Source organism: bacterium (assembly GCA_019695335.1).
In the GTDB taxonomy this organism is placed as follows: Bacteria; CLD3; CLD3; order SB21; family SB21; genus JABWBZ01.
Window position 1 is genome coordinate 1 of record JAIBAF010000055.1, and the last position, 24,221, is coordinate 24,221.

Genomic DNA, 24,221 nt, shown 5'->3' on the forward strand with positions numbered 1-24,221 from the left:
AGGTAACTTTTTACAGCCGACGATTTTATCTGAAAATATTCAGACAATGGAACGCCGTAAAATCATTCAGAAAGAGTCAGAATTACCTGCTTTAGCCATAGCGTACCGGACAGTGGATGTCGATCATACGGATTATATCCCGTTGATTTTCCTGTCGGCCGTTTTATCATCAGGAAAAAGTTCGCGCCTGCATCAATCTTTGGTTTATCGCCGTCAAATTGCCGCTTTTGCGTCGGCATCATTTTCGGCATCGAAAGATCCCGGCTTGTTTCAGTTTATGGCCCAAGCCCAACCCGGCCATGCGATCGGCGAGGTTGAGCAGGCGATTATGGATGAAATTCAAAAGCTTCAACAGGAAGAAATTACGGATATGGAATATGAACGGATTAAAAACCTTGTGGAAGCTGGTTTTATTTATTCAATGGAAACGAATGAAAATCGCGCCGAAATGATCGGACGTTACGAAATTCTCTCCGAGAAATATGGAGCGGAATATTTGAATCGTTCGCTAGAGCTTTTTAACACGACCACCAAGGCTGACATCCTTCGCGTAGCGCAAACGTATTTCTTGGACGCACGGAAAAATACGGTGATTCTTGAACCGATCAAAAGAAATTAAATTATGAAGCGGTCTGTAATTCTAATTTTAGCCGATGGCGCACGCTATGACGTGTTCGAGGAATTGCTGCAAGCCGGTCGCCTTCCGAATATTAGCGAGCACATCGTTCAACGCGGCGATTACCGCCGTATGACGACGGTTTTTACTTCGACGACCGGTCCTGCATATTTACCTTTTTTTACTGGCTGTTTTCCGGGAACGGCAAATTTACCCGGCATCCGGTGGTTTGACAAAAAAGCTTACGCCACAAAACCTTTTTATTCGCCACACCGATTCAGGAGTTATTGCGGCTGGGAAGGTTTTTTTATGAATCGCGACATCCGTCCCGATTTGAAAACGTTATTTGATCTTACGGAGGCTCCGATCAATGTGTTTGGTCCGATCACGCGAGGATTGCCTTCGGGCAGTAATCAACGGCCGCTGCATAAAGCATGGCTGATGGCGCGTGCGCACAGTAACGGACAGTACGAGCCGGTCGATCAGAAAGCTTTGAAGATTTTTTTAAACACGATGCCTAACGAATCGGAATTTTGTTTCCTTGTACTTCCCGGCATAGACGGCATCAGTCATAATACTTTCCCGCGTCATGAGCGTACCATCAAGGCGTATCAATTTCTCGATCAAGCCGTCGGAGAGATTGTAAAGAAATTAAAAGAATATCGACGTTACGACTCAACAGTAATCGGGATATGCAGTGATCACGGCCTGACGCAAACGCATACGCATTTTGATGTGCCGGTATTTATGGAGAAGGTTTTGAACATTCCCACGCTGTATTATACCAATATTTTTAAAATGAATCCTCAGGCTTCGGCGCACGTTTCAGGTAACGGTATGGTACACATTTATTTTAAAAACGGCGATTGGCTCAAGCCGTGTTATTATGAAGACATGATTCGAATGTCCCCAGACATGGTTCAGGAATTTCTCTCAAAGGAAGCCGTTGATTTAGTTGTAACAAAAACGTCCGGAGGATACGTCCGAGTCGATAGCACCCGCGGAAGCGCTGTGATCAAGGAATTGGGAGAAAAAATCGAATACCGTGTGTTGTCCACAGACCCGTTTGGTTTTCAAAAATTGCCTAATATTATGACGTATGACGAAGCCCTGGAAAAAACGTTCGACACCGAGTATCCGGACGCCATCGTTCAAACGGCGCAGATTTTTCGTTCGGAGCGTTGTGGCGATCTCCTGTTGTCCGCAAAAATCGGTTACGATTTACGTTTCAAATGGGAAAGTCCCGAACATAAATCGTCGCATGGTTCGTTGCATCGTGAACACATGATGACGCCGTTTTGCCTGAGTCATCCGGTCAGCCGCCCACTTCTTCGCAGTGCCGACGTGTTTCCTTCGATTTTGAATTTATTGGGAAAAAAAATTCCGGATGGAATTGACGGGAAGTCGTTTATCAAAGCCGCTCCTGTAATGCAAGCTTTTCAAGCATCAGTAGCTTTATGACCATTTTAGATTTTCTTCTGCAACGCTTTTGCCAAAAAGATTATCCGCGGCGCGTCAACATAGTCTTCAAACTGTAAAGCTTGTTTTAACGACGTAGCGGCTTTTTCTTTATTTTGATTTTGAACGTAACAATAAGCAAGATAATACAATGTGTGGGGCTTAACCCAATTCTGATCGTTGCCGCCGAACGGTGCTTCCAAAACCGACTGGAAATATGCGGCGGCTTTGCTCCATTCGGATTGCGACATTTCGGCCCGCCCTAAATAAAAATAAATCTGACCGATAAATTTCTCGTAATCTTTGGCGGTTTGCGCTTTCTTGAGCAAAGGTTGCAATTCCTGAATACCTTGAGTGTTTTCACCGATGATCACGGCATAACGCGCTTGGATTAAACCGATTTCAAATTCCGGTAACGGATATCGCAGGCGATTTTTGCATCCTTGTATGGTCGGTTTGCCGCTCATCGAGTGATCGCGTCCATTTTCATACACCGCAATTGCCAGATCGCGTTTTCCTGCTAATTCGTACGTTTCTCCGAGCTGATAATAGGTAGCGCCTGCGATCCAACCGTCCATACTTTTGTACATACGATACGAAGCACTGATGTTGACGGCCTGTTGAAAATGATCGATGGCATTGTTCCAATTGCGACGCAGTTTGTCAATTCTTCCCAGAAAATGGTGGGCAAATATTTCAGCCGACGGGAACTGAGATTGGCTTTTTGAAAGTGCCGACGCACATAATTCTTGTGCCGCATCGAAATGATCGGCAAGATAATGCACCATCGCTTCTTGAGTCATCAAGAAAGGATTATTGGGAAATTCATGGCGCAGAGCGCGGTACATGACGATGGATTCATCGTAATTACCTTCTTCCATAAAAATATTAGCCAGAAGGAATTTGGCTTCGACGCGTGCCAGCGTTCCTTTAGCCGAAGCAATTTCAAGCTGGCGTAAACCTAAATCACGATCACCACCCAATCCAAAAATACTGGCCAGTACTTCGACGAATTTGGGCATCGTCGCTGCGTAGTAATTATATAATCCAACGGACAAGTAGGCGTCGTAATACGATTGATTTTTGTGAAGGATGTCATCGTGAAGGCTTTTGGTTTTGCGCCCGTAATAAAATGCTTTGATCCAATCGCCCAAGGCAGCGTGGAAACGTCCCAGGTTGCCATAAGCCAAACCGAGATAAAATTCCGATTCGGTCTTATCGGCTGAAGCTTCGCGATATTTCTCAGCTATATCGACGGTTTTTTCACACCATGCAATAAATGCTTCATCGGATAGACGTTTTGGATCGCCGGCAACCATTTGATAGAAGTACAAGGATCCTTTGAAGAAATACCCCTTGGGATGTTTTGGAAAGAGTGTAATGATAGAATCGATAGTTTGTTCAGCGGCAACAAAATTAAGATCGAAGGTATAATTCTGCCCTCGCGATATCATGGTATCACTTAAGTCTTCTGCAAATGCAGTCGATGCCCATAAAACAATTAAGCTAAAACCGGTTTTCATAATTCTTGTTGATTGAACTTTTAACTTCGGAATGAATATAAATTTCTTCCTATCGCTTTTCAAGCTATATTCCGGTTATTAAACAGAGGAGTTTTGCATGTATGTTTGTTTTCTATTTTGGTATGTGCTTCTTGTTCAGGAAAAACATGCGACGATGGAAGGCGTGGTGAAACAAGGTGGAACTCCGATAAGCGGCGCACAGGTAATACTTCAGTTGGAACAATGCGATTGTGCATCTTGTGCCAATTCTGATTCGTGTCAATGCTGTCCGGGTTTAACATTAACATTGACCGATGGAATGGGACATTATACGATCAGTGTCCCTGCAGGAACGTATTCGTTACGCGTTAAAATCGCTGAACGGCAACCGTACCGATTGTCCAATCTTGGATTAAATGCCGGTGAGGTCGTTTATCGTAATTTTGATTTGTAATCATTCAATTCAACCAGCAAGATCTGAAATGAATTTAATGGGTCGAATTAACAGAGCGGGTGAGCGTGGAAAGAAGGTCGTCAGCTTTGGCGCCCTCATCGTCGGTGGCCAGCATGCGGTAGCGTTTAAGAATTGAAATAGCGTTGTGATAGTCTTCGAGCATGGCTTGAACTAAACCGAGGTTAAAATAAGTGTTGGCAAAATCAGGATCGATGATAAGGGATTGTTCATAATGCATTTTGGCCAACCGAAGATCGTTCATGTCGAAATATAAATTCCCGAGATTATAATGTGACTCGAAATGGCGCGGCTCGTATTTCAGGGATTGCGTAAAGCAGTCGAAAGCTTTCGACAAATCGCCTTTCTGAAATTCGATGATGCCGAGATTACAATACGCATCGGCCACGCAATCGCCGGTTTCGATGGCTTTCCGATATAAAGTTTCCGCTTCCGGATCGCCGCGCTCATCCCGTACCAACGCTTCTTCGAACAGCGAGGTTTGAGGTATCAGCGTAAAAATTTTCGGCTTCGGCGCCGCAAAAAGATTGATCTGCCCGTGCGATTCCGAATCGCGTTTGCCTTTTTTAACGCGCTTGAATCCGAATTTTGAAGACTGAGTGGGAAATTTTATAATATTGGCCATGCAACGAATCAATTTAAGCTGATTTTTTCTTGGCTTTTGGCTTGGTTGCTGCCGCTTCCTGCTTTTCGCCTTTGGCTTTTTCCATGGGTTTTTTATGTGATTTGGCTTGCTCAATGCTTTGTTTCAAAGCCGACATAATATCGACAATCGGTTTTTCTTCTTCTGCAAGTGTCACGACTTCTTTGCCGGCAATCTTCGCTTCGATCATATCCCGCAATGCGTCATGGTACCGGTCGGTCAGATCCAACGCTTTCATCTCCGTTGTCATCGATTCAACAAGATTCAACGCCAGTTTGAGCTCGTCTTTATTGATTTTCATAGATTCGATTTGCGGTACGTTGTCAATTTTGCGGACCTCTTTCGGATGGCGTAACTTATGAAGGATCAGACCAGCCCCGTGCGGCGCAATCATCACAACGTCTTCGCGATCTCTCAAAACGACTTTGCCGATACCAACTTTGCCGCTTTGTTTGAGCGTCTCTGCAAGCAAAGCATAAGTTTTAGCCGCGACGGCTCCGTCCGGTCCTGCATAATACGGCGATTCAAAAAGAGTCGGATGCACATCCGTCGCATCAATAAATCCTTCGATCTCGATGATCCGCGTACTTTTTAGTTTTATTTTCTCGAGATCGTCCGGTTGAACGATGACGTATTGTTCGGGCTCATACTGATAGCCTTTGACAATTTCATCGGTGGATAAAACTTTATTACATTTTTTACATTTTTTGTCGTAACCGACCGGACCGTTGTCTTCTCGATGCAGTTGGTTGAAACTGATTTTTTGTTCCGAATCAACAGCATTGTATATCCGGATTGGAATCGTAACTAATGAAAATCGGATATGACCTTTCCATATCGCTCTCATAAAACACCTCGGGTTGTGTCTCGTGATTCGCTGTATTTAATCAATCGGAATGTAATGATCGACTTGTGGAAAGTCCAGTGAAAATCGCTTTCACGGCGATGCAACGCCGGATTAGTGACGTAAGGAGTGTTCAAAAGTTATATAGCCGGTTATCTCCGAACTTCGAGCAGATTTTGCAATTGAAGAACTTTTACCAGGAAAGCCATTTCGTCGGTACGAGAATCGATATTCTGCTCAGAAGTATTGCCAAATGAGTGACCGACATTCCACATCATTTTGAGAAAAATTGGATTGCCGCAGTATTTTGTTTCAGCCTGCATTCGTGCAATAAATTTATAGGCGTGGAGTGGCGGGGCAACGTGGTCTAAATTGCCCTGCATCACTAATACCGGAGGATAACAAGTCGACGAATCAATAGTATGATAAGGTGAATACGATTGCAGCACTTTAAATTCGTTTTCATTGTCCGGATTCCCGAATTCCTGAACCCAACTGTTGGCGTTCGTAAAACGATTGTATCGTATCATATCCAGTGCAACGCGGTCGAATACAGCGGCTCCGTAGAGATTGGGCTTTTGTAAAAAAGCCGCTGCAGCCAACGATGCGCTCGCACTGCCGCCGGTAGCAACGATCCGGTCATTGGAAGAATAATTGCTGTCGATCAGCCATTGTGCCGCGGCATTATAATCATCGATCGCATTCTGTCTGTTCAGCAATATCCCGGCTTGATGCCATTGTTCACCGTATTCGCCGCCTCCGCGAATCGAAGGTTGAGCATAGACGCCGCCTATCTCCAGCCATAGGAGTAAATGAGGTTGATACCACAGAAATGAAATCCAATTGAAAGCTCCGTACCCGAAAATCATTGAAGGATTTTTTCCATCCAACCCGATATTCTTTTTATAGCTAATGAACATGGGAATTTTTGTTCCGTCTTTACTGGAATAAAACACTTGGCGTGTTTCAATTTGGTCGGCCGGAAAATGGATATCCGATTCTTTGAAAACCGTTTGGGTTCCACTATTTAAATCATACCGATAAATGGAACTGGGTTTAACAAGCCCAAGGAATTGATAATAAAATTCTTCATCTTGCTGATTTCCAAATACATTTCCCCAAATTGATCCGTCAATCGGGATATCGACAGTACGTTCGAGACGTCCTTTGTTATCGAAGATCCTGAGGAATGTTTTTCCGTTTTTTGAATAACCCAATACGAATCTTTTTCCAATATAACCCATCACGTTGCCTCCGACGAGACTCCCGCCCATAATCGATTCTTCCTGGGGTGCAACTACTTCTTCCGTACGTCGGGAGGATAAGTCATAATTAATAATCCGGCCGTTGGGTGAATTCAAATTAGTATAGAAAAATAATGAGGAGCCCTCATTACCCAAAAAAGTATAGTTGGCGTTAAGCTGATTGAAAATCGGTTGGACAGGAAAATGGTTGCCAGTCATTGCTACCGCATAAATTTTATTCTCAACTTGTGATCCGATCCGTTCGTCGATGATCAAGTAATGACCATCCCATGAATTTGAAATAGAAAGAAGAGCCTGTTCACGATCGGTTGCCTGATAAATTAACCGATCCGAATTTTGAGGCGTACCTTTCCGGTGAAAATATACCCTGGGGTTTGTGGGAGTGGATGTTAAAACTTTTTCTTTATCACCGATATCATATCGGATGTAAAAAAAGCCATCATTATTTTTATTCCAGCAAATCGTTCCGGTCCATAAATGTAATCCCGTAATTTCATCGGTTATCTTTGACGAAGACACTTCGAATAATTTTGCTGTGATTAAAGGGCTTGACGCTCCCTGTGCGATTGCTAACAAAACATAACGCGCGTCCTGGCTAGGATAAATCGTTGACAAAACAGCGCCGGAATCCACTTGAAATAGCGCAGGCAATGTTTTCGAATCGACTAACATACGTTCTTCGCCTGTTGCTTCATCCAAAACATATAAATCCGGCTTTCCCTTCCGAGCCTCCGTTTTCATAAAAAAGAATTGACGCGATGCTTTAACCGGAATGGTATAGCGATCATAATTAACCAATTCAGCAATACGATCTTTAATTTTACTGTAATAATTCATTGAATGAAGTTGTTCGGATAACAATTGATCCTGCGCTTTCACCCATTGCAGTGTTTCGTCGCTGTTCATGTCTTCCAACCAGCGGTAAGGATCGATTATGGTTGTACCATGATAAACGTTTGACGTGTCAACAGTTTTTGCAATCGGATATTTGATGGGTTGTCGATCCGATGGGCCACAAGCCAGAACTGTAAATAATAATATTAGAAGCGAAGATGCAACGAAGCTTTTTGACGAAGTTGTATTTTGCAACATGTATTCTATCCTTTATTTCATGGAATGAAGGCCAAGCTTGTTACCTTCGGTATCCGTAAACAGCGCAAAAAAACCAAGTTCAGGTGAGATTGGCGTCTTGGGCAAAATGACTTTTCCTCCGGATTTTTTGACGCGTTCTAAAACCGTATTCAAATCACTTCCACCATTCAAATAAATCAGCGCACCCTGTGCGGATGGCACATATCCTTCACCTTGAACGATAGCGCCGCCGATATAACCTTTGGGCTGATCGTATAAGAGAAATCCCATTCGGTTCGGCCCCATCGCCATTTCCGGCATGTCGAAGTCATATATTGAACTATAGAATTTTTTTGCCCGTTCGAAATCCGTAACCGGGATTTCAAACCAGTTAAGTGCATTGGTCAGCATTTCCATAAAAAAATCTCCATATTGAAATTTTTGGTAATTCTTTCAATATGGAGATTCACAAAAAAAGAAACGGTACCCATTTTTGGGTAATTAGAATAATCTTAAATTTCCGGTTTCAAGCTCCAGCAGGCGTTGTTTCCGCCATAGTCCGCCGCCGTACCCGCCGAGTTCGCCGCTTTTATTGACTACGCGATGGCAGGGGATGACGATGGCGATACGGTTAAGTCCGTTAGCGCGGCCGACAGCCCGCTGCCCCAGAGGTGATCCGACGACTTTGGCCAGTTCTTCGTATGAACGCGTTTCACCGTATGGAATTTTTAAAAGCGCATTCCAGACTTTTTCCTCGAACGGCGTTCCGGGATAAATCAATGGTACATCGAATTTTTTTCGTTCGCCTTTGAAATATTCACCCAATTGCATATTCAGTTTTTCGATCCATTCATTGGTTCCCGGTACGATAGCGACCTGAAAACGTTTTTTCAATGCGGCGGATTGTTCCTCCAAACGTTTCGGATTGGTGTATTCGAGGAAACAAATTGCATCGGATGTCGCGCCAACAACCATAGGGCCAATCGGCGTCTCGGTCCATGAAATAGTGATGCAATCGGAAGCATGGATTTTTCCGGGAGGACGCCCGAAAATCTTGACGAAAGCGTCACGGAAACCGCTATGAGAATCGTATCCGTGGCTTAGAATAACGTCATCCAATTTACTGCCCTTTCTGATTTTTCCGAATGACGCATTCAAACGGCGCGATCGCGCAAACGCCTGAAATGTCATTCCAAAATGTTTTATGAAATAACGCCGTGCTTTTTCCGGAGGAATACCCATACTGCGTAAACGGTCGTCGTATATTTTTTCATCAGGATGAAGCTCAATGCTTTTGATCAACTGTTGCACCCAATCCGGATGCCCGTTATCCATCGGCCGGCATCGTAAACAGGGACGAAACCCTGATTGCAAAGCTTCAATGGGTGTTGGAAAAAATTCGACATTTTTCAGCAGAGGCTTCTTGGCCGAACAGGATGGCCGGCAAAAGATTCGTGTCGATGTAATGGCTGCATAAAAAATACCGTCATAGGATGAATCTTTCGCCAATAAAGCCTTTTCCATTTCTCTGCGCGATGGTAAAATCGGTGAAGGTTTTGTTTTCATGATCGCAATATACAATAGTCGAAATTGTATTCCACCGATTTTTGGACACGGAATTTTTATTGACCGACTCGTTCGGCCGGCCTGCCGCGGAGAGCGCTCCATGTGTCGTCGATGGCTATTTGCGAAACAGCTTGTAATCCCGCCAAAGAAAGAGCATGCCAAACCGTTTCGCGCTTTATATCGCTGGGAATTTTTCCGGTGCCTTTCGGATAACATGCCTAGAAAAGGCAATCATATTTTCCAGCTGGAGCATGACTTTTGAGCAGCTTTTCAAGTTCGGCTTGTTTCGTTGCAAAAACCAGGATGAAATCATATTTGCCGCTGGCAGTGGATTTAGTATCGTAAGCTAGCTTGCCGAGTATTTTAATAAACTCCTTTGGAGGGTTGATGATCAAAATTTTTCGAGATTGCATACTTGACAAACCAAGAAAATAAACAACCTGAAACGGAAAAAGAATCTAATAAAAAAAGGCTTGTACTTTTGAAACATTTATGATAAATTTCGTTCTATGGATAGAAACTTGACAACGCAACCTTTTTTGCGTATACTTGTCATAACGACAACCCATGCATTATGATCTATTAAAATCAACGGTTTATAAATATTTAAGATAAAAGGTGTGTTTAAAATGCAGAGAAAATACGGCATTTTTATCAGATTGCCATACACTTTAAAAATGCGTGAAAAAAAATGGTATCTTGCAAGCTGTGAGGCCATTGATGTACATTCTCAAGGTGAAACTAAGGAAAAAGCTATTAAAAATTTAAGAGAGGCTGTTGAAGGTTTTTTAATTTCATGCTTAGAGAGAAATGTACTTGATGAAGTTTTAAAACAAAGTGGGTTCAATAGAATTGATCAGAATGTTGTTAAAGAAAATGCATTAGAATTACCAATTCCTTTAACGCATTATAATTCTTTTCAAGAATGCCACGCATAACACCAGTTCATTGGAAAAGATTAGAATGTATTTTTCTTAAACATGGATTTGCTTTCGATAGATCAAGTGGTGATCATAAAATATATGTCAAAAAGGGGATACTTAGGCCGATAGTAATTCCAACGTATAAAGAAATTGATACTGAAATAATAAAAAGTAATTTAAAAACAGCTGGTCTATCAAGAGAAGATTATTTTAAACTATTATCAGAATGCTAAATAATAAAAAACAGAGCGAAACAAAAGTTACTAATGAGAAACCGATCTCATTATATCCTTTGAAATTTGAAGAAGCATTAAAAAAGATATTGCAGGTTACAACAGAGAAGAAAACGAATAAAAAAAATTAGTACGCCCGGCGGGATTCGAACCCGCATCCTATGAATGAGAGTCATAGATCGTATCCTTTGGAATACGGGCGCACTATTTATGCAAAGGGCACTCTGTAAAGTGCCCTTTTCTCTTTTAAAGAATTAAGTAAATCTGCTTGTTAAACGAAAGTGTTTTTTAATTATTAATAGATTTTTTATAGGTGAGTCTTTTACCCTCAAATCCCTCAATAGCTTCTTTAATTCTTTCACTATCGGTCAATTTTCTGCGGTTATATCTGAAATCAAATTCAGCAAGGTATCTGTGTAAATGTTCTTTGCTTAAGTGATGAAATGTACCGTTTACGCCACGTTTTAATAATCCAAAAAAACCTTCAACGGTATTCGTTGTCACATTGCCACGTGAATATTCATAAGCACTATGTTTAACTGTTTGATGGGAAGCAAATCCTTTCCCAATCTTTTTATAGCTCTCAAGTTCATCAGTCATTAAGTGTGATTTAGGATTAATGTTTTCGTTTAATACTTCTTTCAATGTTGCGGCTGTCACTGTAGAAACTACGAATGATCTAACTTTACCGCCACGCTGTAACAATGATACAACGGGAGTTTTATTTTCAAGTCCTGTTGTTTTGGCCGTACGTCTACTTTTACCGCCAATATATGTTTCGTCAACTTCGATAATGCCTTTTAATTTTCTTTCAGGTTTATCCGGTTGCATTGCATACCGGATTCTATGGCACATGAACCACGCGCTTTTATATGTGATGCCTAACATACGGTGTATTTGATGGGCACTGATTCCTTTTTTACTTGCACACATTAAAGAAATAGCGGTTAGCCAAGTGCTAAGTTTGATATGACTATCTTCAAAGATAGTTCCGACCGTTACGGTGAATTGATCTTTTTGTTTTACACTGCGGCAATCTTTACAGCGATAAACACCCTTACGAACGCTTTTACCTTCGAGTTTGTAGACGTTCAAGCTACCACAGCGGGGGCAACATACACCGTCAGGCCAACGCAACTTCTCTAAAGTTTCGCGGGCTTCGTCTTCACTGATTCTTGCTACCTTGTCTAATCTTAGCTTATTGCTCTTGGCTTCCATAGGTCTCCTTAATTAACCTATGGTAATATAAGCAAAAATTGTCGGTTTGTCAAGTATATAATTCCGAAATTTTTTGGAGCTGGTCAAGACGGAGTTTTTTAAATACATCGGTTGATTTCATAACTCAATTTTATAATGATTATTACAAATCAGTTGTGAGCATACATTTTTAATGTTAGAGATCTTCTCGGATTCGAACGAAAACCGGCTCTCGTAACATACCATCTTTTGTAAAAGACGCGTACTGAACTTCACACATAAGTTGCGGTTCGACCCAGGTTGTTACTTTTTCATCAAGAATTTTATCTGAAACAGGTTTGGGAGTTTTTTTGAGTTCACGAACGGCTTCGGAAATTGAGGACAACAAAGATTCATCAAAGCCGGTTCCAACTTTTCCAAGATAGCGTAATTTTCCATTATTTTTTTCGGCAACATGCAGTGCACCCAGCGTCTGTTCGCGATCGCCTTTACCCGTTGTGTAGCCGATAATATAAACGTCTATGGTGTGGCGCGTTTTGATTTTTACCCAATGGTCACTGCGTTTGCCCGGAAGGTAGGCGCTGTTTTTCCGTTTAGCCATGATTCCCTCAAGTCCGATCTGTTTTGCCGCGTCGAATAATTCTTTACCTTCCGTAACAGTGGCACTGACACGGTAAGCCGAATCTTTCCTGACGATGTCTTCCAGCCATTCACGCCGCCGTATTAACGGCTCGTGTACTACCGGGCGTCCGTCAAGGTACAAGAGATCAAACACGTAACATACGGCTGGAAATTTAGCTTTGGCACGGGTGATGGCGCCTTCGGATTTTTGCTGCATGCGATGGATGACATTCTTAAAAATAGGTTTCCCGCTTTCATCAAGGCACACGATTTCTCCATCGATCAAAGCGCCGCTGACTCGAAATGATTCCGGGAGAGCGAGTTCGGGAAATTGAGCGCTGATGTCCATTTGATTTCTGCTGTGAATGCGGACATTGCCTTCATCCACGGCGATCAGTGCGCGAATGCCATCCCATTTAACTTCAAACAGATACTCATCGTTTTTCGGAACGTCGTTGCGCGAATCGGACAACATCGGCTCGATCGGATCATGAAGCCAGTCAATTTGCGGAGTATCGACGCGTTCGAGAAGCCATTGATTTTCTTTCATCAGGTGGACGCGATATTCGGCATTTAATTCGCGGCTATTGAGCCGAAAATAAAAGCCGTTTTTTTTCTCTTTGGTGATTTGATACTTGCCGGTCGCATACGCCCACATTTGTCCGCCACCGTATTCCCCTTTGGGAATAGCGCCTTCGAAATTAAGGTATTCCAAAGGATGATCTTCCGTTGCAACGGCTAAACGCTTAACGCCCGGACGCGGTGGCAAACCTTTGGGAACAGCCCACGATTTGAGTACGCCGTCTTTTTCAAGCCGCAGATCGTAATGCAATCGCGAAGCATGATGCCGGTGAATGACAAACGATGAGCCTTGTCCGAGTATGACTTCCGGTTGAGGTTCAGGTGTTTTATCGAATCGTCTTTTTTCAGAATACGTTTCAAGTTGCTCGGGAGTCTTATGTTTGCGCGACGGTTTCAATGTTTTTTTTGTGGTCTCGGTTTTTTTGCGATGCGTATGCAATTCGACCGCATAAGCGGCCATTGTTTCCCATGGATCGCCGCTTGATAAAACTTTTTGCGGCACGTTATGAAGATTCCATTCCACCGAACGCTTGGTGCGTTCGAGTTCGTCCCATGTCAATGGAGTGGAAACCGGCGCTCCCGGCAATCCGCGTACGCTGTAGGCGGCCACAGTCGTCTGTCCGGGGCGAATTCGAAAAACATCGATCAACACGCGGCCTTTGCGATATTCTTTTTGAATATGTAAGGTTGTGCGTGAGGAATTTTTTTCGACGAACGGCTGCGCAATGGCTTTGGCGGCTTCAAATACTTCCTCAAACGGCCACTTGGGTTCGATCGGCATAACGAGGTGCAAACCTTTCCGGCCGGTCGTTTTGACAAAAGGAATATAACCGTAGGACTCGATATGCGGCTTTAGATCAAAAGCCAGTTCAACTACTTGCGGAAATGGAAAGCCGTCTGGTGGATCGAGATCGATCACCATGTAGTCGGGCAAATCAAAATTGGGTGAACGGCCATGGCCTTGATGAAGTTCGATGCAAGCAAGATTGGCTAGCCAGACAAGAGATGCCTCTTCGGTTGCAATCACGTATTCTTTTTTCTCATCACCGCTGCCGAGCCGTACCGATTCCAACCACTCGGGTGCCCAATCGGGCTTATTTTTTTGAAAAAACATTTCACCGCTAATGCCGTCGGGATATCGTACCAGCGACAACGGCCTGCCTTTGAGATGCGCTAGAATGGTGGGTGCCAGCTTCAGATAATATTCCACCAGCTCCGCTTTGACGATGTGATCGTCGGGATACAAAACTTTTTCAAGGTTGGACAATTCGAATGTCCGTTTTCCAACTTGAACTCTGTGGGATTTTTTGGAGGCCATGGATTGAAACTTAGTGATCGGGGAATAATTATGCAATCGCTAAACCAATTCTACCGAAAATAAAAAAGGCTGCTCGTCTTTCGACAAGCAGCCTTCGGCTAAAATGCCATTATGTGCTTATTTGCAGCACGCGCCATCGGAACACGATGTCGTCGGACAGCAGCTCGGGCAATCCGATTTCGCAACGACTTTCGATTCCTGATTAGCATATACGATCGACGAAATGACCATTAAGGTCAACGCGGCTACAACAATGATTTTTTTCATTTGAATATCTCCTGAAATAAAGTTTTTTCTGAAATTATTTAATATTGGCTGATAGTAATCACGCCATTTCAGGAGGCTGAAAAATTTCAGACGAAACTGGGGAAAGGATGGAAAACGAAAATGTCACCGCGGCACGGACCAACGGCGCGGCAACGATTGTAATGGTTTTTTCAGGTTTGGTATAACAGCAATTGGAAAGATCGCATCGCAAAACGGCAGGACATGAGCGTTCATTCTTCACTGGCTTTTTGGAGTTGCTCGGACAGCTGACCTTGCAGCAATCTGTCGTTTTAACTATTGAAACCAACATCGGCTGACAAAATTGAAAGGTCAACAATACGGATGTCAGGATCAGCAATGATTTGATTAAATGTGAATTCATTACACGTAATTTAATTCTTTTTAAGAAAGAATCAATTTCAAATTCAGATTGAGCTTACAAATACGGAATTTTTAAAAAAAGTTTCTTAGCGTTTACTAAATTTTGTTACGAAGTCCAATATTTTTTCGTACGCCTTCATGAGCTTATTTTCATCCGGCAGAAATACAACGCGAAAATGTTTGGATCCGGGAACCTGCCCGAATCCGCTGCCGGCGACAACAACCACACCTGTTTCTTCTATGAGCGCTCTGACGAATTCATTATCGGTCTCACGAATGTTCAGCGATGCGAACGCATAAAAAGCGCCGAGCGGTTTGACGACTGAAATTTCCGGAATAGAATTCAGCATTTTGCATGTAATATCCCGGCGCCGGGCGAGGCGATGCCGCATGTCAACTAAATGGCTTTGGTCGCCTTCCAATGCCGGTTTAATGGCGTACTGCATCGGATGATTAGCACAAACACGAGCGCGGAGAAGTTTATTAACTGCCTCGATGTACGACGTTAACATAGCTGAATTACCACTGACAATACCCCAGCCGATGCGAAAACCCGGAACGAGATACGATTTGGAAAGGCCGTTGAATGTAATGATCGGTACGTCGGAATTTAATGATGCGAGAGAAGTGGACGTATCGCCGTCGAGCAACAGTCTATCATAAATTTCATCGGCAAAAATAATCAGATTGTGCTTAGCAGCGAGTGCGATGATCTTTTCCAATACTTCTTTCGAGCAGACAGAGCCTGTAGGATTATTGGGATTGATCAGGATAATGGCGCGTGTTTTGGCATTGATTTTCGACGCCATTTCTTCGACGTCAGGCTGCCAGCCATTGGATTCGTCGAGATAATAAGGATTGTCGACGGTATTGAGTTTTTTCAAAATAGCGCCGTACAAAGGATAGCCCGGACTTGGGGACAGTACGTTTTCACCTTCATTGACCAAAGCCGTCAGACAGAGATCGATAGCTTCACTGACGCCGGTGGTTATGAAAATATCCCGTATATTGCGGATACCTTTTTTCTCGGCATCTTTTTCAATGGCAGCCAGACCTTCTTTAATACCGGAGGAATGAGCGTAACCGTTTTTATTTTCAGTCATCGCTTTGCACGCGGCTTCGACGATGTGCGGCGGCGTACGGAAATCAAAAACATTCGGATCGCCGATATTGAGATATAACATTTCAAGGCCGCGTTTGGCGGCTTTTTCAGCTAAAACTACTACATCACGAACGGCGTATGTAATTTCCTCAGTTCGATGGGCAGGATGAATCAGTAAGGGTTCCATGAGCAGCTCCAAAACATAAGTGGGAATAAGAGCGTTTGCTAAACGGCGTCAATCTAAACAAATCCAATTTAAAAGACAATGATTCCATATTCCCCAATCAGGGTCATAAAAAAACGATTTTATTCAAATTATGTCTTTAAATAAAACCCAATGCGGCCTACGAAATTTTTTGTGGAATTTATTTTGAACGTTTTAATGGGCGATTCTAAAACGTTTGGTGGTCGAAGATATTTATAACGATGTGAATCGGAAAATTTGGATGGACTTAATTCATATCAATGATTTTAAGTCGGATTGCCTTTGCAATGGCCTCTGTCCGGTTGTTTGATTGAAGTTTTGAATAAATGTTTCTCACATGAAATTTAATAGTGTTAAAACTAATGTTCAATTCTTGAGCAATGGCCTCATACGTATTTCCGGTTGAAAGTTTCTGCAATACTCTTTCCTCTTGCGCCGAAAGATGAATTTCATCCGACTTAGGTTTTTGGTTAGTATGCTGGATAATCGTAACGATTTTGCGTGCAATGGTAGAACTCATCGGAGCGCCACCTTCGTTGACTTCTTTTATGAATTCTAACAGCTTGGCCGGAGATATTCCTTTGACGACATATCCTGCGGCTCCTGCGCATAGCGCTTCAATAATGAATTCATTTTCTTCATGTATGGTTAGAACCAGGATGTTAACATTCGGCATCAATTTTTTTACTCTTTTGATTCCTTCAATTCCCGAAATGCCCGGTAAACTCAAATCCATAAGTAAAACATGAGGAGGTTTATTATTGACGCTGTTGAGCATACTCTCACATGAAGCATACGTGGCCACGCACTCATAGCCATCGGTTCCATTTATCAATGCTTCAAGGCCTTCCCTTACATTTAAATTGTCGTCTACAATACTTACTTTGATCATGAGAATAGTCCTGAAAATGTTATCTTAGTACCTTCGGAGGGTTTGGAATCTATGTCTAAACTACCGCCACATATTTCAGCCCGCTTTTTCATATTGGACAGGCCATATCCGATGGGAGCATAACTTTGATCAAATCCGATGCCATTGTCCTTCAACGAAATGAAGATGGAATTGTTTGATGAAGCCATTGAAAGAATGAGCTCATTGCCTCGGCTGTGCTTAATAGAGTTGTTAATGGCTTCTTTGAATAAAAGGTATATGTGCTGCCGGACTTCAGGCGACAGTTTCATATCTTTGAGAACTTCGATATTGTCGACTTTAAAAACAATTCCGTTGGAACTCAGAGTATCTTGGTAAAAATCTTTTAAATGATTTACAAGATCGTAAATGCTGTTGCACGATGGATTGATTAACCAAACGATTTCAGCCAGGCTTTGCGTCAATGATTTTGAAGTTTCGATAATGCGATTCAAACGGGAATGCATTTTCTGATCAGCAAAAGTCTTGGCATCCTGCATGATAACCTGCGTAAGAATGGTAATATCCGTCAATCCTGAACCAATAGTATCATGAAGATCCGTTGCGATTCTCATTCTGATTTTTTCAATTTTAATGAGGCTTTGAATTCGAAAACGAATGAGAATAAAGACTGTATAACAAACTGCGCCAATAATCAGGAGCATGAACCACCATGTTTTCCAAAATGGCGGTTCGATATGTATCCGCACTTTTGTAGGCACAGGATTCCAAATACCGTCGTTGTTGGAGCCTTTTACTAAAAAAATATAATTGCCCGGTTCAAGATTAGTATACGTAGCGCTTCTTTTGTTACTGGCATTTACCCAATCTTCATCAAAACCTTCTAATTTATATGCATATTGATTTTTTTGAGTCAACATATAGTTTAAAGCCGCAAACTCAAAAGAAATGACTCGATCATCATAATCAAGATCAATCTGATCCGCCAGTACAATGGATCGCGGAAGGCGGAATTCATGGTTGTTTTTTTGAAATGCCGTAATGATTAAAGGAGGAATGAATCCATTATCTCTAATACTGTCAGGGTGAAAAAAATTAAAACCATTAATGCCGCCGAAAAGCATTTCACCGTTTTTATTTTGATAGGCGGCGGGACTAAATTCGCTTTGAAGCCCATCCAGAGCGTCGAAATTTGTAAAGGTTTGAGTTGTTTTGTTGAATTTACTTATGCCCGAATTGGTGCATATCCAAAGATTGTTATGTTCATCTTCGAGTATTGAGAGGATATGCAAACTCGGCAGACCGTTTTTACTCAGATAGCGCGTGTATTTATTAGTGGTTCTATCAAATTTATTTAAACCTTCCATGGTTCCAATCCACATCATACCTTCTTTGTCCTCAAAAATCGCTGTGACGACGAGACCGCTTAAACTATTACTGTCACTACTATTATGCCGATAATGAGAAAAAGTTTCTTTTTTTTCGTCAAAACAATCTAAGCCTAAACGCGTACCAATCCATAATTTTCCCGAGCGGTCAGTGTATAGTCTTCTGATTTTGTTCTGGCTTAAACTGTTGGGATTCTGGGGATCGTTTTTATATTGAATGCATTTCCCGGTTAAAGGATCGAATCGATTTAATCCTGCACCATCAGTTCCAACCCAAAAATTACCTGAACTGTCCTCACAAATCGATATAATGTTGTTACTGCTTAAAGAATTAGGATTAGTCGGATCCGATAAGTATCGGGTAAAATGTCCGTCATCAAACCTGTTCAAGCCCATCCGCGTTCCAATCCACAGTTTTCCCCTGCGATCTAAATAAAGAGCTTGTATGACATTGCTACTTAAACTTGACTGGAGGTTTGGGTTGTTCTTATAATTAATTACTTTGTTGCTACGAGGGTCAAATTGAAGCAGGCCGCTGCCATCAGAGCCGACCCAGATTGAATTGTATTGATCTTGACAAATCGACCAAACAATATCACCCGATGTTAGCCTGTATTGTTTAAAATTCTTTCTAAAACTTTGCAATTTATTTATTCCACCGCTTCGTGTACCGATCCAAAGCACTCCTGATCGATCTTCAAAAATCATTGTAACATGGCTGTTGCTCAGGCTCATAGGATATTTGATATCATGTTCGTAATGAGCTACAACACCATGACGGAGATCAAATTTATCAAGCCCTCTCGTGGTTCCGATCCATAAAGTGTTTGCAGTTGCGTAAATATCTTCAATGCCATTATCATTTATTTTTTTTAAGGGGTCAGGATGTTCTTTAAAAAATTGATCAAATGTTAAGCGTGTTTGGTCAAATTCATAAACTCCATTTTCATATGTTCCAAGCCAGATGAGGTTCTTACCGTCTCCGCAGATAGTGCTCAAACGACTTTTGGGACGATTCGGGCTATTTGTAAATCTCAGAAACCGGTTGGTCCGTTTATCAAATTGACATAACCCTCCTAGGGTAATAGCATACAGCCGTTCCGAATCGTCTTCATAGAAACCGTACACATAATTATGTAATAAGCTTGTAGAATCTTTTGGGTCATGACGATAATGGGTAAAGCGGTTATTTTGGATATCGAATTTATCCAATCCTTCGAGTGTGCCGATCCACAGGAACCCCTCTTTGTCCTGATGAACAGCGGCCACAAAATTGTTACCGAGGCTGTTCTCATTGTTCGGATCGTGCCTGTAATGTGTAAAATTTTCAGATACTGGATCAAATCGGTCGAGGCCGCCGGTATTGGTCGTTATCCAGAATATTCCACTCTTATCTTGCAAGATCGACCAGACAAAATCGTCTGCTATCGAATTCGAATCGGTCGGATCATGTTTATAGACCTTAAATTGGTACCCATCAAATCGGTTCAGCCCTTCTTCAGTGCAAAACCACATGAAACCAATTTGGTCTTGGTATATACTGTTAATACTTGATTGAGATAGCCCATGCTCAACATTCAGTTGTTCGAATCCCATGGGTACTAATTCGATGAGGTGTTGTTGAGCATATCCGGAGTGATTTGCCGTAAGCAGGAAACCTGAAATGACAAAAATTGAAATCCAGAATTTTAATAACCCAAAATGCCGGTTCATTGTTTTAATCTTTCTAACATTTTCAGTAGGCGTAACCTTGAAATAATCACAAGAAAACATCTTTCCTGCCCAATATGGCTGTAATTTTGAATATATAAAAATCCTTCATAAAAGAACCCGCCCGAAAGGGTAGTTTATTTCCTTTTGGTTTTAAGTTATTCTATAATGAAAAAAATCACAAGAGAAATGAATGAAATCTCGTACTTGCTACGCATTTGAAGAATATACAGTTGAGCTATCCAAGCAGTGCATCAATTCACTCAAAATGAGACGTTTTGATCAGCCGCTTACAGGATTGTGGTTACAGTGTGCCCAATCGGAATATCATCCGGGATTCATTCTAATTAATGATAAAGAAAAAACGCAAGAAATTGAAATCCCCCAGATTCAGAATTCGCTGATTCCATCATATATGGGAGATGAGAACGAAGCAATACTTGAAAAATTTGTCGAGGAAAATGACCTGAATTCAGAAGATATATTTTGGGGAGATTATTATAAACTTCCATGGTCGCTCTTATGTTTTGAAATGATTGTATCATCAGTTTCAATTGTAGCGTTCATACGGTCCAATTCCAATGTTGAACTTGCAAAAAGATTTGATCACGGGATCAGTGTCGATGATGAACGGTATGGAATGAAATCTGCCAAGGACTTTGAACAAGCTGCGCGTATGGAACTTAAAAAATTAGGTCCTAAAAAAAATAGTTTTTTAAAACTCTGTTATCGCGATTCTGCAAAGATTTCTTTTTTTGAAAAATGAAATTGTTCGAGGTACAAATCATGATGGAAGCTACTTTAGAAGAGTCGAGGAATTATTTATTGGAAAGGCGGGAAGAAATCATTCAAAAGGTTAGATACTTAATCAAGCAAACGCATAATCCGACACGAGATGAAGTTGATAACAAGTTGAAACTCCTCGCAACCAAAAAATTGGATTCGTTATTACAAAGGATAAATATTTTAGACAAACAGATCCATAAATTAAATTCAAGTATAGGAAATACGAAATAACATCTTTTGGATTGATCGATCAATATGCATAACGACTCTAAACAACGAAATGACATTCGTTCAGAAATGATCGGGACGATCATTTTGGCAGTCTTTACTATAGTTTTACTGCTGTTAATTCGGCGAACGGTAATCAGGTAGAATTTTATCCCTACCCTTTAAACCCACCCTATCGTGTAGTAAGCACCCTGATTCACCTAGAATAGTAAGTTAAAACTATCAATTCGGGCGGGTTCCTTATTCGATAAAGTTTCTTACCTACGATAAATAGTTTTTACTTTAAATCGCGGGTATAAGATGCAGAATTCGACCGAAGAAGTCGTCGGGCCGGATTGGTTTAATCAATCCGACTCTTTTAGGCACTCATCTTATTTTACACTGGTTGATGAGTTGTCTGATCTTGTTTTTACAATTGCAGATGATGGCAAGATCACATTTTTAAACCGTGCCTTTGAAAGAATTACCGGATGGGACAGGATTCAGTGGATTCTGCGTCATTTTAGCGAAATCCTTCATCCTGAAGATGCTGTTAAATTTGCGCAAAAAATCAGTTCAAATGAGCCGTTTGAATTGAGAGTTTTAAAAAGCGATGGAGAATATATTGACGTTGAATTTTGTGTCCAATCGGGAATTAGTCATGGACGAAAAATTATTGGAACCGGACGAGATGTAAGTTTCCGAAAAAAAATACAAGAACAATTATCTTATGAGCATGTGTACGCCCGAAGTATCGTTGACAGTTCCATGGATGTAATTATAGCCACTGATAAAAACAGGCAAATCATCGAATTCAATACGGCAGCGGAAAATACATTCGGATATGCAACGACAGAAGTTATCGGAGCTCCCATTGATCTCCTGTATGCCGATGAAATGCAATGTGAGGAAATTTTTGAAGATTTGGAACGGCACGGTCATTCCATGAGAGAGGTTTTAAATAAAAAGAAAAACGGGGATTTATTTATTTCTTATTTGTCGGCTTCGATTATCAAAGATGAAAACGGAGTACGGGGCTATATGGGTATCTCCAGAGACATAACTGACAAGAAAAAGTCTGAAGAAAAAGTCCAGGAATTGGCGTCCTTGCTTGAGATTATTCCGGACGGTGTCATTGTTGCAGATTTCTATGGCCACTTTCTATACTGGAATAAGGGCGCCAGTGACCTATTTAAATGGTCAGCCGACGAAGTGAAACACTATAAAATCAACAAACTTTTCGGAATGAATGAGACATCCTTTCAAAAAGTACTCCATACTGTTTTGAAAAACGATATCTGGAGCGGTGAATGCTCATTAAAAGATAAAACCGGCGATCTGCATACATGTTTGTGCAGAGTTACAACCGTCAAAGGATTCGATGGAATCCCATCATCATTTTTATTTGTCGCTACGGATATTACTGAGAAAAAAATGATGGATGAGCAATTATCAAAACATCAGCGGATGGAAAGTCTTGGAAGATTAGTCAGTAGTATTACCCACGATTTGAATAATATTTTTACGCCGATCATCATCAGTCTTGATTTACTCAAACTTGATGTTAAAGAGCCCAACGCGCTGGACACAATTGAAAAAATGCGTATGTATCTTAAAAAAGGAACAAAATTGATTGAGCGTGTGCTTTCATATTCGCACGGGAATATTCACACCTTCCAACCCGAGATTGTCGAATTACATCAGCTGATCTGTGATGTCTTCAGCCTGATGAATGATTCGATCCCAAAGTCGATCGTTGGTGAAGTTTTACCCGATAATAAAAACCTGAAAGTATGGGGTGATCCCAATTTGCTCTTTCAGGTTTTCATGAACTTGCTTGTTAACGCTCTGGATGCTATGCCGGTAGGGGGAGCCATGAAAGTGATCATAAATGAATCGTTTGCACGCGATTGTGCATGGGTTTGTGTATCAGTAACGGATTCGGGAATGGGTATTACGCCTGAGAATTTAGATAAAATTTTTGAGCCTTTTTTTACGACTAAAAAGAAAGGTACAGGAATAGGATTGGCAACAGTAAATGCAATTGTGGAACAACATGGCGGTTTTATTGAAGTGGAGAGTAGAGTCAGTGTAGGATCAACGTTTCACATTTATTTACCCGAGTATCGAGATGCCGTTGCATCCGGAGCCAAGACCGCCGCAGATGTTACCCGACAGTGAAATGTATAGTATGCAATGTAATTAACGGTGTTACTACTCATGCCTTTTAGTAGGAAAAGAATTCAAATTGAGCTCGGAAAAATCCCTGCTCCATATCAAAACAGTTTGGTCATTTCGCTCTTGTACGAGCCTATGCGAATTCTAACTTTTTTGAATGCCGGGCTCTCTGTTTTATCGGGATCAGGATGGATCCCCAGAATAAAAAGAGTATACCCCAAGCTTACATTCTCACCCGGTGCTGTCAGTTTTTCATTTAGAGAAACTTTCGGCATTTCTAACTATAAACTATGTGCTATTAGTATTGTGTTTAATTACGGGCGTCCTGATAATGGATCATATTTTTATTTTTATACGCGGGTTCGATTTGATCAGAAACAGAAAATTCAAAAAAATTGGATTATGGAATGCGAAAGCTCAAAATATCCCGGTAGAGTCATTGAGTTAAAAATATTTAACTCCTCTATTCGAATAGAAGGGACTCAAAAAAACAACGAAGGATCCTTTCAGAAGGATAATGCCGGCAATTTGTTTCTCAATGAAAATAATTATCAGATTTTAACTGATTTAGCCGCAATCAAACTTCAGCAACAATTTTTGGATCGATAAGTTTTTTAATAATCTCAGGAGTAACTATGAGAAGGTTGACTTACGTATTTTTAATGTCATTTATGTTGATGGGCATGCTTGGTTGTGGAGAGGATGAAATATTGGGTCCGCCTCAGATAGGAATTGGCGGGACGATTACCATCGGTTCCCTGCTGATTCAGACCAATTATGATACGACTTTGATGGTTCGGAATCTGGGTGAAGAT

The 24,221-nt window shown here is 41.5% G+C and carries 23 protein-coding genes and 1 tRNA gene; 9 read left to right on the forward strand and 15 right to left on the reverse strand.

The genetic code is table 11. The annotated features are described in order from the left end of the window. Positions 1-619 (forward strand): insulinase family protein (locus K1X84_12845; GenBank protein ID MBX7152523.1); only part of this gene is annotated, 619 nt, incomplete at its 5' end. A gap of 3 nt (positions 620-622) precedes the next feature. Beyond that, complete coding sequence (locus K1X84_12850; protein ID MBX7152524.1) at positions 623-2,077, forward strand: alkaline phosphatase family protein; 1,455 nt, start codon at positions 623-625, stop codon at positions 2,075-2,077. Between the two features lie 5 nt (positions 2,078-2,082). Here K1X84_12850 and K1X84_12855 read toward each other — a convergent pair whose 3' ends face one another. Then, the gene (locus K1X84_12855) at positions 2,083-3,597 is read right to left on the reverse strand and encodes a DUF3808 domain-containing protein (protein ID MBX7152525.1); all 1,515 of its coding nucleotides are present in this window, start codon (positions 3,595-3,597) and stop codon (positions 2,083-2,085) included. Between the two features lie 97 nt (positions 3,598-3,694). Here K1X84_12855 and K1X84_12860 point away from each other — a divergent pair, with 97 nt between their 5' ends. Then, the gene (locus K1X84_12860) at positions 3,695-4,030 is read left to right on the forward strand and encodes a carboxypeptidase-like regulatory domain-containing protein (GenBank protein ID MBX7152526.1); all 336 of its coding nucleotides are present in this window, start codon (positions 3,695-3,697) and stop codon (positions 4,028-4,030) included. A 34-nt stretch (positions 4,031-4,064) separates the two neighbouring features. On the opposite strand, the gene K1X84_12865 is transcribed toward K1X84_12860, so the two are convergent. From K1X84_12865 to K1X84_12890, 6 genes are all read right to left on the reverse strand, one after another. Continuing rightward, a complete protein-coding gene (locus tag K1X84_12865; GenBank protein MBX7152527.1) occupies positions 4,065-4,673 on the reverse strand; it encodes a tetratricopeptide repeat protein in 609 nt (202 codons plus the stop codon). A gap of 13 nt (positions 4,674-4,686) precedes the next feature. Further along, positions 4,687-5,538, reverse strand: coding sequence for a Ku protein (locus K1X84_12870; protein MBX7152528.1), 852 nt, complete (start codon positions 5,536-5,538; stop codon positions 4,687-4,689). A 149-nt stretch (positions 5,539-5,687) separates the two neighbouring features. Further along, the gene (locus K1X84_12875) at positions 5,688-7,892 is read right to left on the reverse strand and encodes a prolyl oligopeptidase family serine peptidase (protein MBX7152529.1); all 2,205 of its coding nucleotides are present in this window, start codon (positions 7,890-7,892) and stop codon (positions 5,688-5,690) included. 12 nt (positions 7,893-7,904) lie between these two features. After that, the gene (locus K1X84_12880) at positions 7,905-8,279 is read right to left on the reverse strand and encodes a VOC family protein (GenBank protein ID MBX7152530.1); all 375 of its coding nucleotides are present in this window, start codon (positions 8,277-8,279) and stop codon (positions 7,905-7,907) included. Between the two features lie 93 nt (positions 8,280-8,372). Further along, positions 8,373-9,395, reverse strand: a complete 1,023-nt coding sequence (locus K1X84_12885; GenBank protein MBX7152531.1) for a methylated-DNA--[protein]-cysteine S-methyltransferase — start codon at positions 9,393-9,395, stop codon at positions 8,373-8,375. 260 nt (positions 9,396-9,655) lie between these two features. Further along, on the reverse strand, positions 9,656-9,850 hold the full coding sequence (locus K1X84_12890; protein MBX7152532.1) for a hypothetical protein: 195 nt from the start codon (positions 9,848-9,850) through the stop codon (positions 9,656-9,658). Between the two features lie 216 nt (positions 9,851-10,066). On the opposite strand from K1X84_12890, the gene K1X84_12895 reads away from it, so the two are divergent. Both K1X84_12895 and K1X84_12900 read left to right on the forward strand, forming a co-directional pair. Continuing rightward, complete coding sequence (locus K1X84_12895) at positions 10,067-10,375, forward strand: hypothetical protein (protein ID MBX7152533.1); 309 nt, start codon at positions 10,067-10,069, stop codon at positions 10,373-10,375. Then, positions 10,363-10,593 (forward strand): type II toxin-antitoxin system HicA family toxin, encoded by a 231-nt coding sequence (locus K1X84_12900; protein MBX7152534.1) that lies wholly within the window; start codon positions 10,363-10,365, stop codon positions 10,591-10,593. Before K1X84_12895 ends, K1X84_12900 begins: the two co-directional genes overlap by 13 nt. Before the next feature lie 131 nt (positions 10,594-10,724). On the opposite strand, the gene K1X84_12905 is transcribed toward K1X84_12900, so the two are convergent. The 8 genes from K1X84_12905 to K1X84_12940 all read right to left on the reverse strand — a co-directional run bounded on the left by K1X84_12905 (position 10,725) and on the right by K1X84_12940 (position 20,238). Beyond that, positions 10,725-10,796 (reverse strand) — tRNA-Glu (locus K1X84_12905). Between the two features lie 85 nt (positions 10,797-10,881). Then, positions 10,882-11,811: an IS1595 family transposase gene (locus tag K1X84_12910; protein MBX7152535.1), complete on the reverse strand. Its 930-nt coding sequence runs from the start codon at positions 11,809-11,811 to the stop codon at positions 10,882-10,884. Positions 11,812-11,986: 175 nt separating this feature from the next. Beyond that, on the reverse strand, positions 11,987-14,311 hold the full coding sequence (gene ligD, locus K1X84_12915; GenBank protein ID MBX7152536.1) for a non-homologous end-joining DNA ligase: 2,325 nt from the start codon (positions 14,309-14,311) through the stop codon (positions 11,987-11,989). Between the two features lie 117 nt (positions 14,312-14,428). Next, positions 14,429-14,578, reverse strand: coding sequence for a hypothetical protein (locus K1X84_12920; protein MBX7152537.1), 150 nt, complete (start codon positions 14,576-14,578; stop codon positions 14,429-14,431). A 58-nt stretch (positions 14,579-14,636) separates the two neighbouring features. Next, the gene (locus K1X84_12925) at positions 14,637-14,960 is read right to left on the reverse strand and encodes a hypothetical protein (protein MBX7152538.1); all 324 of its coding nucleotides are present in this window, start codon (positions 14,958-14,960) and stop codon (positions 14,637-14,639) included. 85 nt (positions 14,961-15,045) lie between these two features. Next, complete coding sequence (locus K1X84_12930) at positions 15,046-16,248, reverse strand: aminotransferase class I/II-fold pyridoxal phosphate-dependent enzyme (GenBank protein MBX7152539.1); 1,203 nt, start codon at positions 16,246-16,248, stop codon at positions 15,046-15,048. Positions 16,249-16,513: 265 nt separating this feature from the next. Next, the gene (locus K1X84_12935) at positions 16,514-17,158 is read right to left on the reverse strand and encodes a response regulator transcription factor (protein ID MBX7152540.1); all 645 of its coding nucleotides are present in this window, start codon (positions 17,156-17,158) and stop codon (positions 16,514-16,516) included. Then, entirely contained in the window at positions 17,155-20,238 is a 3,084-nt protein-coding gene (locus K1X84_12940; GenBank protein ID MBX7152541.1) for a hypothetical protein, read from the reverse strand. Before K1X84_12940 ends, K1X84_12935 begins: the two co-directional genes overlap by 4 nt. Positions 20,239-20,428: 190 nt before the next feature. Between K1X84_12940 and K1X84_12945 the strand changes: the two genes are divergently transcribed. The 4 genes from K1X84_12945 to K1X84_12960 form a co-directional block, all read left to right on the forward strand. Continuing rightward, positions 20,429-21,001, forward strand: a complete 573-nt coding sequence (locus K1X84_12945) for a hypothetical protein (protein ID MBX7152542.1) — start codon at positions 20,429-20,431, stop codon at positions 20,999-21,001. A gap of 20 nt (positions 21,002-21,021) precedes the next feature. Continuing rightward, positions 21,022-21,252 (forward strand): hypothetical protein, encoded by a 231-nt coding sequence (locus tag K1X84_12950; GenBank protein ID MBX7152543.1) that lies wholly within the window; start codon positions 21,022-21,024, stop codon positions 21,250-21,252. Positions 21,253-21,549: 297 nt separating this feature from the next. After that, the gene (locus tag K1X84_12955) at positions 21,550-23,409 is read left to right on the forward strand and encodes a PAS domain S-box protein (protein MBX7152544.1); all 1,860 of its coding nucleotides are present in this window, start codon (positions 21,550-21,552) and stop codon (positions 23,407-23,409) included. Between the two features lie 632 nt (positions 23,410-24,041). After that, the coding region (locus tag K1X84_12960) for a hypothetical protein (protein ID MBX7152545.1) at positions 24,042-24,221 on the forward strand (180 nt) is incomplete at its 3' end.